The 13856-nt window shown below is 41.9% G+C and carries 7 protein-coding genes; 4 read left to right on the forward strand and 3 right to left on the reverse strand.

All coding sequences use genetic code 11. From position 1 onward, the window contains the following. Nucleotides 1–958 precede the first annotated feature (958 nt). From AB4384_RS09890 to AB4384_RS09900, 3 genes are all read left to right on the forward strand, one after another. The gene (locus AB4384_RS09890; RefSeq protein WP_102320524.1) at nucleotides 959–2830 is read left to right on the forward strand and encodes a methyl-accepting chemotaxis protein; all 1872 of its coding nucleotides are present in this window, start codon (nucleotides 959–961) and stop codon (nucleotides 2828–2830) included. A 237-nt stretch (nucleotides 2831–3067) separates the two neighbouring features. Continuing rightward, a complete protein-coding gene (locus tag AB4384_RS09895; protein ID WP_372129401.1) occupies nucleotides 3068–4810 on the forward strand; it encodes a polysaccharide lyase family 7 protein in 1743 nt (580 codons plus the stop codon). A gap of 426 nt (nucleotides 4811–5236) precedes the next feature. Next, entirely contained in the window at nucleotides 5237–6805 is a 1569-nt protein-coding gene (locus tag AB4384_RS09900; RefSeq protein WP_017069952.1) for a polysaccharide lyase family 7 protein, read from the forward strand. A 968-nt stretch (nucleotides 6806–7773) separates the two neighbouring features. On the opposite strand, the gene AB4384_RS09905 is transcribed toward AB4384_RS09900, so the two are convergent. Both AB4384_RS09905 and AB4384_RS09910 read right to left on the reverse strand, forming a co-directional pair. Then, nucleotides 7774–9606 (reverse strand): hypothetical protein, encoded by a 1833-nt coding sequence (locus AB4384_RS09905; protein WP_136981709.1) that lies wholly within the window; start codon nucleotides 9604–9606, stop codon nucleotides 7774–7776. Between the two features lie 190 nt (nucleotides 9607–9796). Further along, nucleotides 9797–10657, reverse strand: coding sequence for an oligogalacturonate-specific porin KdgM family protein (locus AB4384_RS09910; RefSeq protein ID WP_017072468.1), 861 nt, complete (start codon nucleotides 10655–10657; stop codon nucleotides 9797–9799). Between the two features lie 538 nt (nucleotides 10658–11195). On the opposite strand from AB4384_RS09910, the gene AB4384_RS09915 reads away from it, so the two are divergent. Beyond that, nucleotides 11196–12233, forward strand: a complete 1038-nt coding sequence (locus AB4384_RS09915) for a polysaccharide lyase family 7 protein (RefSeq protein ID WP_017061470.1) — start codon at nucleotides 11196–11198, stop codon at nucleotides 12231–12233. 230 nt (nucleotides 12234–12463) lie between these two features. On the opposite strand, the gene AB4384_RS09920 is transcribed toward AB4384_RS09915, so the two are convergent. Continuing rightward, a complete protein-coding gene (locus AB4384_RS09920) occupies nucleotides 12464–13831 on the reverse strand; it encodes an MATE family efflux transporter (protein WP_080582237.1) in 1368 nt (455 codons plus the stop codon). Nucleotides 13832–13856: the final 25 nt, after the last annotated feature.

Raw genomic sequence — 13856 nt, forward strand, 5'->3', positions numbered from 1 at the left:
TCTACTTCTACTTCTACTTCCTCAGCTACACCTACTCAAAACTCTGTTCAACTTTGTTACTGCCTCAATTCCTATTTTTGTTTCTATATCTATATCTATATCTATATCTATATCTATATCTATTTGTAAATTCAAAGCCTTCTAGCACCAACTCACTCACTTTTCCTCGCAAGCTTAAACCAGTGCACTTAACTGATTGTTGGCGATGGCTTAACACCGCTCGTATATCGGGTCTGAAAAGAAAGTAAAAAAAACCCACACAGCTGGTGACTGTATGGGCATGTTCGGACGAGCCGTCTGGAAAAACAAATGGTCAATAGCAAGTGAAAAAACGAATAACGAGATCCCCCGACAGTTTCTACGTTAAACGCGTTCAATGACCTTAAAGCGGCTGCTTCAATTATCACTTTGAATTGAACAAAAGCATCCAGAAAGAACTTAAGTTATGATTCAAATACACCATAACTTAAGGCTTATTGTATTACAAATAAATTTTAATATTGAATGCCTTTAGTGAATGGTTAGTTGGTAGAAGTGTGAGTTAAGACTCATTTTTGCATACTATTAGGTAGCGTGGGGCAGTAAAATCTGGTGATGATAATTATCGACAGAAATATGACTTTTCACTATGAAATTGGACGTTTTACAAATTTATAGTGATTTTATTCAATGAGATGAAAGTCAAAACGCATAAATGATAACTATGTCACAGGGCTATTTTAGCCAGTTTTAATATATCAAGATTGCTCACAGAATGATCGGTCAATTAAGCATACAATATTAATTAAATTGATGGTTGTGACGATGGAACGGCATGAACAAGTTTTGCTTCCCGTATCTTCGAATATCTAAAAAATGACCATTTCATTCGGATAAAAATAATAGACATAGGTTGATATGGATTATGAGTTTTATGAATTCAAAATTGTCTCTAGGGTTTAAAGGAAAATTGATTTTAATGGTGGCGATCGTCAGTTCCAGTGCCTTGGCATTTACGAACTGGTTCACGCTTAACTTGGCGACTGATCAAGTAAACCAAACGATTTATAACGAGATTGATCACTCGTTAACGATAGAAATTAATCAGATTGAAAGCACCGTCCAGCGCACCATCGATACGGTCAATTCCGTTGCACAAGAGTTCATGAAATCCCCATACCAAGTACCAAACGAAGCGCTGATGCATTTTGCCGCTAAGCTCGGTGGTATTGACAAGATTGTAGTGGGTTTTGATGATGGTCGTTCTTATACTTCTCGTCCTTCAGAGTCTTTCCCAAACGGTGTTGGAATCAAAGAAAAATACAACCCAACGACTCGTCCTTGGTATCAACAAGCGAAATTGAAATCAGGTTTATCTTTTAGTGATCTGTTTTTCACCAAGAGTACTCAAGTACCTATGATTGGTGTGACTTACACCTATCAAGATCGCGTCATCATGGCAGACATTCGATTTGATGATTTGGAAACTCAGCTTAAACAGCTGGACAGTATCTACGAAGCCAAAGGCATTATTATCGACGAGAAAGGGATGGTGGTCGCTTCAACAGTCGAAAACGTACTTCCGCAAAGCAATATATCTTCTGCAGATACTCAGATGAGACTCAATAGTGCCATTGAACAGCCTGACCAATTCATTGAGGGTGTGATTGATGGCAACCAGAGAATTTTGATGGCCAAGAAAGTGGATATTGGCAGCCAGAAAGAATGGTACATGATATCTAGTATCGATCCTGAACTCGCGCTCAATCAGTTGAATGGCGTGATGTCGAGTGCGCGTATCCTTATCGTGGCATGTGTGCTTGGCTCGGTGATATTGATGATTTTACTGCTGAATCGCTTCTACCGCCCAATCGTGTCACTGAGAAAAATCGTCCACGATCTATCTCAAGGTAACGGAGACCTGACTCAAAGGCTTGTTGAAAAGGGGAATGATGACTTAGGGCATATCGCCAAAGACATCAACTTGTTCATCATTGGTCTGCAAGAGATGGTTAAGGACGTCAAATTTAAGAACTCGGATCTCGATACTAAGGTACTGAGTATTCGTGAAGGTTGTAAAGAAACCAGCGATGTACTGAAAGTTCACACTGATGAAACGGTTCAAGTGGTCTCTGCAATTAACGGCTTATCTGAAGCATCAAACGAAGTCGAGAAGAGTTCTCAGTCGGCGGCAGAAGCAGCAAGAGAGGCCGCTGTGTTCAGTGATGAGACGAAACAAATTAACACCGTGACGGAAACCTATATCAGTGATCTTGAGAAGCAAGTCTGCACCACCTCTGATGATATTCGCTCAATGGCGAATGAAACGCAGAGCATCCAGTCTATCGTGTCTGTGATTGGAGGAATTGCGGAACAAACTAATTTGCTGGCATTGAATGCGTCAATTGAAGCGGCGAGAGCGGGTGAGCATGGCCGAGGTTTCGCGGTGGTTGCTGATGAAGTCCGTGCGTTAGCCAACCGAACTCAAATCAGTACTTCTGAAATTGATGAAGCGCTGTCTGGCTTGCAGTCTAAATCAGATGGTTTGGTTAAATCGATTGAGTTGACCAAAAGTAACTGTGAAATGACGCGTGCCCAAGTGGTTCAAGCGGTAAATATGTTGGCCAAGCTAACGGAACAGATGGAAACGGTAAGTCGTTTTAATAACGATATTTCGGGTTCGTCTGTTGAGCAGAACGCCCTTATTCAGAGCATTGCTAAGAACATGCATAAGATTGAAAGCTTTGTTGAGGAGCTTAATAAGCTAAGCCAAGATCAGTTGATTGAATCAGCAGAAATCAAAACACTTAACGGCAGCGTTAGTGACTTGATGAGCAGCTTTAAGGTTTAACTTTTCTAATATTTATATTTAAAAATCAACATACTAAGTTTAGTTGTTGATCTGAGAGCCACTCAATAGCTTGCGAGTTTAGAGTGGCCTTTCTGCGTTTTTCTTGAGTCTAACTCTACGCAATACTCATTCATCCCACTTCATTTGCCGCATCTCACATTCTGATAAATATATAATTGACATAAAATAGTACAAATATACATTGTCACTCTATTCTTATGGATAAGTGAGATAAATGTGAATAAGCCAATCTTCGTCGTAGTACTCGCTTCGCTTACGTATGGCTGCGGTGGAAGCAGCTCCAGTGACAGCAGTGATCCTTCCGATACCAATAACCCAGGAATGCCCGCTGGTGTTGTTGCTCCCTATGATATTACCAAGTATCAAAACATCCTTTCCAGCTCAGATCTTCAGGTCTCTGATCCTAATGGAGAGGAGGGCAATAAAACCTCTGAAGTCAAAGATGGTAACTTCGATGGTTATGTCAGTGATTATTTTTATGCTGATGAAGAGACGGAAAATCTTATCTTCAAAATGACGAACTACAAGATGCGTTCTGAGGTTCGTGAGGGAGAAAACTTCGATATCAATGAAACGGGTGTAAGACGAAGCTTGTATGCGGAAATAAGCTTACCTGATATCGAGCATGCAATGGCGAGTTCACCTGCCGACCATGATGAAGTGACGTTGCTGCAGATACACAATAAGGGGACTGATGAGAGTGGTACGGGTTATATCCCTCATCCGCTATTGCGTGTGGTTTGGGAGCAAGAACGAGATGGCCTCACAGGTCACTACTGGGCAGTCATGAAAAACAATGCCATTGATTGTAGCAGCGCTGCTGACTCTTCGGATTGTTATGCCACGTCATACAAGCGCTACGATTTAGGTGAGGCGGAAATGGACAGTTTTACCAAATTTGATCTTTCTGTTTATGAGAACACACTGTCGCTCAAAGTGAATGATGAAGTAAAAGTGAATCAAGACATCGCTTACTGGCAGCATTTATTGAGCTACTTCAAAGCGGGTATCTATAACCAATTTGAGAATGGTGAAGCGATTGCTTACTATCAGGCGTTGAGATACACCACGACTCAAATCGATGGATCAAACGATTGGGACATTAATGATTGGAAGCTGACTATTCCACCGAGTAAGAATGATTGGTATGGAAGCGGTGGTGACAGTGCTGCTGAGTTAGAACCAGAACGTTGTGAATCGAGTAAAGATCTTCTTTCAAATGACAGCGATGTGTACGACAGTGATATTGATCTTTCTTACTTCAATACTGATGAAGGAAGAATGCACTTTAGAGCGGATATGGGATACGGCACCTCTACCCAAAACTCTAGCTATATTCGCTCTGAGCTCAGGGAGTTGTATCAAAGCAGTGTTCAGCCAGATTGCAGCACCAGTGATGAAGATACCAGTTGGTATTTGGACGACACCAGAACCAACACAACCAGTCACGAGTTAACGGCAAGCTTGCGAATTGAAGATTACCCGAACATTAACGGCCAAGACCCAAAAGTAGTGCTCGGTCAGATCCATGGCTGGAAGATCAATCAAGCATTGGTCAAATTGCTTTGGGAAGGTGAGGGTAAGCCGGTACGAGTGATACTGAATGACGATTTTGAGCGCAACAATCAAGACTGTAATCATTGTGACCCGTTCAGTGTCGAGTTAGGGACTTATTCGGCAAGTGAAGAGTGGCGCTATACGATTCGTGCCGACCAAGATGGTATTTACCTTGCGACCCACGATTTAGATGGCACCAACACGGTTTCGCACTCAATCGGTTGGGGAGAGGATTACCAAGATAAAGATGGCAAAACCGTTTCTTTAACTCAAGATTGGGCCTCTAACGACATCGCTTTCTACTTCAAAGCGGGTATCTACCCACAATTTAAGCCAGACAGCGACTATGCGGGTGAAGTGTTTGATGTGAGTTTTAGTTCTCTTAGAGCTGAACATTATTGAATTAGCTAACGTTTGAGTAACAACAATGACTGCTTTAAAGACCATATTGATTCCTAACAATGTGGTCTTTTTTTAACTGCTGCGACACTGGTGAATGAGATGTTCTGAACGATAAATGCTCTGCTCGAGTGATGCACATTCTCACCATTACCGCTCGGATTTTTCGCCCTTGATAGCCCATTTCGCATTCTAAATTTTCATATGTTGTCTTTTATCAATAGGAAGTGTGATCCAGTTAAAGTATGGAAAAAGCGAAAAGTGTTCCCAGTCTCATTTATTCAACGAAGTGTTTTATTTGTATTATAAGATTACGTAATATTTTTGTGTTATCGCAAATACTGAGAGAGAAAACGCCTTATAGCTCGTGTTTGCCAATTTATCTTTCACTTACGAACGCTGTCTTTGTATTATAATAATGGATTAGATATGAAACAAATTACTCTAAAAACCTTACTCGCTTCTTCTATTTTACTTGCAGTTGGTTGTGCGAGCACGAGCACACCGACTGTTGATTTCCCAAATAACAAAGAAACTGGTGAAGCGCTTCTGACGCCAGTTGCTGTTGCCGCTAGTAGCCATGATGGTAACGGACCTGATCGTCTCATTGACCAAGACCTAACTACACGTTGGTCTTCAGCGGGTGACGGTGAGTGGGCAATGCTAGATTATGGTTCAGTTCAAGAATTTGATGCGGTTCAAGCATCTTTCAGCAAAGGTAACGAGCGCCAGTCTAAATTTGATATTCAAGTAAGTGTCGATGGTGAAACCTGGACAACCGTACTTGAAAACCAACTGAGCTCAGGTAAAGCGATCGGCCTAGAGCGTTTCCAATTCGAGCCAGCAGTGCAAGCGCGCTACGTAAGATACGTTGGTCACGGTAACACCAAAAATGGTTGGAACAGTGTGACAGGGTTAGCTGCGGTTAACTGTAACATTAACGCATGTCCTGCTAGCCATATCATCACTTCAGACGTGGTAGCAGCAGAAGCAGTTATTATCGCTGAAATGAAAGCAGTGGAAAAAGCACGTAAAGATGCGCGCAAAGATCTTCGTTCAGGTAACTTTGGTGTAGCAGCGGTTTACCCTTGTGAGACCTCAGTTGAATGTGACACACGCAGTGCACTGCCAGTTCCGACAGGCCTGCCAGCGACACCAGTTGCAGGTAACGCGCCAAGCGAAAACTTTGACATGACGCATTGGTACCTATCTCAACCATTCGACCATGACAAAAACGGTAAGCCTGATGATGTTTCTGAGTGGAACCTTGCAAACGGTTACCAACACCCAGAGATCTTCTACACAGCTGACGATGGTGGTCTAGTCTTCAAGTCTTACGTGAAAGGTGTTCGTACCTCTAAAAATACTAAGTATGCGCGTACAGAGCTTCGCGAAATGATGCGCCGTGGTGACCAGTCTATTAGCACTAAAGGTGTTAACAAGAACAACTGGGTATTCTCAAGCGCACCTGAGTCTGACTTAGAAGCTGCTGCTGGTATTGATGGCGTTTTAGAAGCAACGTTGAAAATCGATCACGCAACAACAACAGGTAATGCGAACGAAGTAGGCCGCTTTATCATTGGTCAGATTCACGATCAAAACGATGAACCAATTCGTTTGTACTACCGTAAACTGCCAAACCAAGCAACGGGTGCGGTTTACTTCGCACACGAAAGCCAAGACGCAACTAAAGAGGACTTCTACCCTCTAGTGGGCGACATGACGGCTGAAGTGGGTGACGATGGTATCGCACTTGGCGAAGTGTTCAGCTACCGTATTGACGTTAAAGGCAACACGATGACTGTAACGTTAATGCGTGAAGGCAAAGACGACGTTGTACAAGTGGTTGATATGAGCAACAGCGGCTACGACGTAGGCGGCAAGTACATGTACTTCAAAGCCGGTGTTTACAACCAAAACATCAGCGGCGACCTAGACGATTACTCACAAGCGACTTTCTACCAACTAGACGTATCGCACGATCAATACAAAAAGTAATCTAACCGAATAACACTTAATATTAAAGCTATCGCAATAGCCTCCAGCCTTAGGGTTTGGAGGCTTTTTTGTGCCTGCTGTTGGTTGGGCTTAAGCGTATGATTTAATTGAGTAGGAGAGGGGTAGTTATCAGTTGCACAGAGTTTAAGACATTATCATTAAGCTCATTCAGTATTAACTTTAGTCATTATCAGTTTCAGTCACTATCCTTTCCCCAATCGCCGATCACCATTAACCTCAGTCATGATTAATCTCAGCTGATAACAGGTCATATTGGCTCTCATTCAAAGCTAAACAATGCCAATATTATTTTGGAATCGCCATAGCTAGAAAACTTCGACTTCGTTCTCAAGGTATGTACTAATGCGACGTCTACACATGAACGTATTGTTTTGCCTGGTCTACTAATAAGCGTTAGCTCGGCTGATTACTCCCGTTTTGTTCTTGAAACCGTCACTTTTGGGTTGTTTAGCAAGACTCTTAGCAACAGCCATAAATCGTGCTCTAACTCTTGCATAAATAGAAGGGCGGTTAGCCATCACTTTATTAGCGCCAATGCTTAATGAAATACTCAGGCGGGCTCAAGTCGATGATCAAACGCATCTAGTGCTCAAGGGGATACGCTTGAGGGTTAGTTGCTTGCAGGCCGTAAATACCTTGATTGTATGCTACGGTGATGCTGAATAATAATTTGTGGGTTGAGTGCAGAGCTGAGGGGTTTTGTTTATCTATGATAGATACAGGGCTTTTGAGAGGGTTAAATAAGTTAGAGAGGCAAGGGGGCATTCGTTACTAGCAGCATCGGTGCTTATTCAACGCTGAAGCAAAGTTCCGCTGAGTCAGAGAGCTTAACTGAATCGCCAGTCTGCTTTTTATTCTTGAGCTAACAATAAAAAATCCCTATCAAATTACGTTGATAGGGATTTGTTTTATCTAGCAATCAAGTCAAACAGACTTTCTAGTGAGAACTAGAATAGGTCTGAATCTAGGTTGTCGAAGTAGGTGTATGTCCCTTTTGAACCATTGTCACCATTGTATAGCGCAATAGCGGTCGGGGAACCACCTGCACTTTCAGCTTTTAACCCAGTGTAGTCTATTCCATCAACATTGACGGTAATGTCTGTATCTACCCATGAAATGGTCACATCTACCCATGTGTCTTTTGAGTATGAAGCAAGGTCAACTTGGCTGCCTGATTCGTTGCGGAATTTAATCATACTAGATGTAAATACAACTTCAGTGAAGCGACCACTAGATGATGCATCGTTATTAGAACCTAAGAAAATGTATGATGCTTTTACATAGCCATCGCTAGGGATGTATACAGATGTAGAAACAGAGCCAGTTTCTGCTGCGCCATTAGCAAAGTCGCGGCCAACGATAGCTTTGTTATTATCAGTGGTTGAGTCCGCACCATCTTCAATTCGTAAAGAGTTAGAACCCGACTTGGCAAAGTCACTACTGATCACTGCTGTATTTAAAACCCCATCAACACCTTTTGTCTGGTACGCAGGGTTAGCCACATCGATCTGCGTACCTACAGTATAAGAATCGAAGTTGTCTGTTACTTCGCCGGGCTCTGGATCTGGATCTGGATCTGGTTCAGGTTCTGGCTCAGTATTGCCGCCATCAACAACAACTGTCGCTTCCGCAGTATTGTTGTTGTACGGATTACCTGATAGCGCTTGGCCATTCGGGTAATTGTTAAAGTTATCTTCAAACACTAGCTCATCAGAAGCTGTGTCATTCGAATAAACTTTAAAGTTGTCAGCGTTTAACTCGTAGTGTGTTGTGTTAGAAGTATCACCAAGCTTCAATGACACGATAGTAACGGCAGCTTTGTCGAAAGCCTCAAAACCGTTGCCGCTATTGTCGTATACAGTGTCATTGACTTTGAATGTGTAGTAACCGCTCGCCCAACTGATTTCAACCGCGAGATCTTCACCTAAAGTGTAAGTGCCTACAGGCTCATCAGGAATTTGAGGTTTACCGCTACTATCGGTAACCGTGGAACGGTAGAAAATTTCTCCAGCATTAAAAATAACTTCGCCGTGTAAATTAGTGTTAGAAGTACCAGAAGCGTAGAGACTAATATAAGCGTTGTTACCTGAACCATTCGCTTCTTGCTCGGTGTCTTCATCTACTTGGTAGATTAAGTCAACGGTTACCTTTCCTGATGCGATACTGTCTACTGTTGCCCCTGTGCTGCTGTCAGACAATTTCAAACGTAGTTCACCCACATCATTCTTTACACCACCATTGTTGGTGTCCAAGATTTGAACGTAGCCATTGATACCATTTGCTTCATTGGCTTTACTGATAGCTTCTTGTACGGCGTCAGTCGCAGTTTGGTCTGAACCAGAGTAGTCTATGCCAGTGGTGTTATCTGAAATATTCAGAGCACCAGCGTCATCGAAAGAAAAAACACCATCTAGAATTTCGATCGTTGATGTGCCTGTTTCATAATATGTGAAAGAGACCGTACCGGCTTCTTCATCATAATTATTAGTAGAAGCACTTGCATCTTTAATCGTGTAAGTACCTAAGTCATCATCATCGTCATAGTATTTATGATTGCCATCTTCTTGGAAAACATAAACATTTGGTAGATCAGCGTTTGATGACGCGGATATTGAAGCGGAGTTACCATCACTGATTTGCCAGTAACCCGTAGTTAATGCTGAAGGTTGGTTACCTGGATCAGTAGAACCATCGGTCGGGATAGGTAAACCGTCACTGTTACAACCAAATAATAAACCTGTCGAAAGAGCGACAGCTGTAGCGACTTTAGAAATCTGCATAAAATATTCTCTTTATGATATTAAATCCATATGTAAATCACATAAGAAATAGATAATGAATAGTCGTTAAATATTTATTAGGATGAAACTAACGTTAATTAGAACATCCTATTATTTAAATAAAGTGCTTAAAATATGCCCCAAAAATTTACAAGAGGAGAGGGGTATTTTATAAATTGACTATTTCTAATTAGAATGAGTAAGCAACACCAACACGGTATTTTGCTTCGCGATCTTTAGAAGATGAGCTGATATCAGAAGACCAAATCTCAGCAAAAGGTTTCCAAGAACCGAACTTGTAGTTTACTTTTAAGCCAGCATCCCATTCCCAGTCATCACTATTATAAAGAAGTACGTTATCCAAAGATTTTACATAGTTTGCTTCGTAAGAAAGACCAAGCTTCGGTAGAGACTCAATTTTATATGCACCTGTTAGCGTTATTTTGGATTTTTGAGCTGATTCTAAACGTTCGCCAGTTTCTGAATCCTTATCACCAAACTGTGTATGGTTGCGGAAATCAGCATACTCGTGACGGTAACGAATGGCAGTCGTTAATCCCATATCCGCATTATAACCAACACGGAATTGAGGTTTGTAAGTGACTTTTTTCATCTTCCAGTCACCGCCGTTGTAGTTCGGCTCATCCCAGTCCCAAGCGATCGGCATACCAACTTGTAGATACCAGTTGTTATCGACTTTGTAAGTTGCTGTATTTTCTACTTCCATACCGTAAATATACCAATTGCCGTCATAGAAGCTTCTACTGTTTGCTGATTTAACTTCGCCAGAATCTGCGTCGTAGTAAGAATCGTCAGTATGGAATTTAACTTCAAGGCCCGTTGAGTGCTTCCACTTATCTGACAGTTTAAAGCTTTCACCTAGCTTCACTCGGTGTTGATGGCGAGCGTCTACGTGAGCCGTGTCGCCATTTGTTTTTGTATAATCCGTCGCAGCACGATACTCGTAACGATAATCAAGAGATGCACCAGTAGCTGTGCCCGCTAAAAGAGTACATGCAACAGCTGCAGCAATTTTTGTAACAGAATTCATACCTTTGTCTCACTATTATTTTTTAATTCTGGATACATCCAATGTACCCGTGGCTCACAAACCAATACCTTAAATGGTATTAAATTAATGTATGACAAATATGGTATTTATTATTGAGTCAGATTTCTGTGAGATCTATCAAAAAGTTCTGACTAATGGCCCAAGTATATAGCTAAATGTTATGAATATCTCAATTTAGGGCTTGTGTATTAAATCAATCATGACGTACTTCTCATATTCACAAACCTTAGAAACTCACTTTTTTGCATGTGTTAAAATAATACAAATATTAAGTGTTTCTATATGTTAATAATGATGATTTTAACCATCGTGGCTTAAACATAGGGAGCATGTTGAGAGGCATAAATATAAACCATAGCCAGATGTTTAATAAAAGTTACAAAATGGCTAAATGTAAATTCTATTTATCGGTTGGCTTATTTAAGTCGAAGAGAAAATATTTAGTACTAATTCGTGTTCAAAAGTGGTTTCTGTACTGAGTGTGTACTCGGTATCTGTTAACAATAAAGGATGAGTCATGTTTAAGAAAAACATATTAGCAGTGGCGCTATTAGCGACTGTACCAATGGTTACTTTCGCAAATAACGGTGTTTCTTACCCCGTACCTGCCGATAAATTCGATATGCACAATTGGAAAATAACTATACCTTCAGATATCAATGAAGATGGACGTGTTGACGAAATCGAAGGGGTGGCAATGATGAGCTACTCACACAGCGATTTCTTCCACCTTGATAAAGACGGTAATCTCGTCTTTGAAGTACAAAACCAAGCTATTACCACGAAGAACTCGAAAAACGCACGCTCTGAGTTACGCCAGATGCCACGCGGTGCTGATTTCTCAATCGATACGGCGGACAAAGGAAACCAATGGGCATTGTCTAGCCATCCATCAGCAAGCGAGTACAGTGCCGTTGGCGGCACGCTAGAAGCGACCCTAAAAGTGAATCACGTAGCGATTAACGCTAAGTACCCAGAAAAGTACCCAGCTCACTCGGTGGTTGTTGGTCAGATTCACGCTAAAAAACATAATGAGTTAATCAAAGCTGGAACTGGTTACGGGCATGGTAATGAACCACTAAAGATCTTCTATAAGAAGTTTCCTGGCCAAGAAATGGGTTCAGTATTTTGGAACTATGAGCGTAACCTAGAGAAGAAAGATCCTAACCGTGCCGATATAGCTTACCCTGTTTGGGGTAACACTTGGGAAAACCCAGCGGAACCGGGTGAAGCAGGCATTGCTCTTGGTGAAGAGTTTAGCTACAAAGTGGAAGTGAAAGGCACCATGATGTACCTAACGTTTGAAACAGAACGTCACGATACGGTTAAGTATGAAATCGATCTGAGCAAGGGTATTGATGAGCTTGATTCACCAACGGGTTATGCTGAAGATGATTTCTATTACAAAGCGGGCGCATACGGCCAATGTAGCGTGAGCGATTCTCACCCTGTATGGGGGCCAGGTTGTGGCGGTACTGGCGATTTCGCTGTCGATAAAAAGAATGGCGACTATAACAGTGTGACTTTCTCGGCACTAAAGTTGAACGGCAAATAGTACATAAGGCTAGTTAGAAACAGGCCTTAAGGAATGTTTTCGAAGACCACTGAACCGAATGTTGAGTGGTCTTTTTGTTTTCTATGAGATTTAAGATGAGCCGGGTATCAGCGAGAGTACAATGAAGCTTACCAATGAACGGTACAGCTGAAACAATACAACCTTGTCAAAAGACAAGGTTGTAATCAGAAAGCGTAGGAAGATTTTAGGACGACAACTCGATACGGAGTTTAGTCATACATCAACTCTTTGGCTTTGTCGGCATCAAACTCTTTAAGAGACTTTCGAGCCAAGTGACGGAATGGGAAAGCTTTCACGACTTCTTCGAATGGTTGGATGGCAAATGCCCAAAAGATAGAACCGTCTAATCCAAAGATGATCAATGCACACAATGGAATTGAAATTACCCATTGACCAGTAAAGTTGATTTTGAAGACTGCGGTCGTTTTTCCTAGGGCTCTTAATACATTCCCATGAACCGTGTTGTAGCCACGGACAATCGGCAAGAAGATGTAGAGTGGGGCGATAACGGCCAATGCTTGATAGGTAGACTCATCCAAGTTCGGGTAAATGTCACCAATGACCAGACTTAATCCTGCGAACAAGATTGCACACACAAAAGAAATGACGACCGCAATATCAATACTGGTATCGACGTTTTTGACTAGGTCATCCATCTTTTTAGAGCCAATCGCTTGGCTGATAGTAATTGCGGAAGAGTGAGCCCAAGCGGTAATAAATTGAGAGACAGCCCTGATCCAAGGCATCACCAAAGTAATCGCTACGTAAGCGTTGATGTTAAGTTGCGAATACAACAATTGATATATCGTTGCGCCAATCAAAAGCATGGTCACGTTCGCTGCTACAGGGAATATTTCGATAAAGTGACGGCGAACGTTGGTAAAGAATTCAGAGCGCTGAGCGTCTAATTTGAGTGAAATCGCTGAGCTTAAATGCACGCACAAAACCAAATACAGCAAGCGGATCGTTATTGCAATAATGCTGCCTAATGCAGCGCCTTGTACTCCAATCCCTTCAAAATTAGAAAAACCATGAATCAGCACATATGAGAGTACAGCATTGATAGGCAGTTCAATTAAGTAACCTTTGAATGGGACTTTAGTTCTGCCTAGCGCATTAAATAAAGCAATGATCACCTGCGTTAACGCGGTAAAAATAACGATGTATTTCGAGATGTCTAGATAGCGGCTGATTTCTAAGTGAAGGGAAGCGTCATCTGTTAAAGCTTGAATCAAGGGTTGTTCGAAAAAAGTAAGTAGAAGCCAAAATAGTGTTGCTACGCCAAGGTTGATAAATAACCCTGCCCAAAATGCTTTAGATAATGATGCGGCGATGCCAGAGCCCACTGCGCGGCTTAATACTAACTGAGTACCGTTTGCCAGCGCCATTTGAATTCCCAGTACAAAGGCAACGATAGTCGTCGCAATCCCCATTGCAGCTAAAGGGATTTCACCAAGAGGAGAGACAAGCAGTGTGTCGATCATCAACATCGACTGCATCAAGATACCGTTTAAGGCGAGGGGCCAGGCGAGAGAGAAATTTTTCCTTACGTACGATTGTGAAGACACAAACAACACCTTATGTGTATAACCGTAAGCTTTC

This window comes from Vibrio sp. 10N.261.51.A4 (genome assembly GCF_041471945.1).
Classification (GTDB): domain Bacteria; phylum Pseudomonadota; class Gammaproteobacteria; order Enterobacterales; family Vibrionaceae; genus Vibrio; species Vibrio crassostreae_C.

Excerpts from the sequence above, each read along its gene's own strand:
- AB4384_RS09890 (WP_102320524.1), top strand. The coding sequence starts at position 959 with ATGGTGGCGATCGTCAGTTCCAGTGCCTTGGCATTTACGAACTGGTTC.
- AB4384_RS09900 (WP_017069952.1), top strand. The coding sequence starts at position 5,237 with ATGAAACAAATTACTCTAAAAACCTTACTCGCTTCTTCTATTTTACTT.
- AB4384_RS09905 (WP_136981709.1), bottom strand. The coding sequence starts at position 9,606 with ATGCAGATTTCTAAAGTCGCTACAGCTGTCGCTCTTTCGACAGGTTTA.
- AB4384_RS09910 (WP_017072468.1), bottom strand. The coding sequence starts at position 10,657 with ATGAATTCTGTTACAAAAATTGCTGCAGCTGTTGCATGTACTCTTTTA.
- AB4384_RS09915 (WP_017061470.1), top strand. The coding sequence starts at position 11,196 with ATGTTTAAGAAAAACATATTAGCAGTGGCGCTATTAGCGACTGTACCA.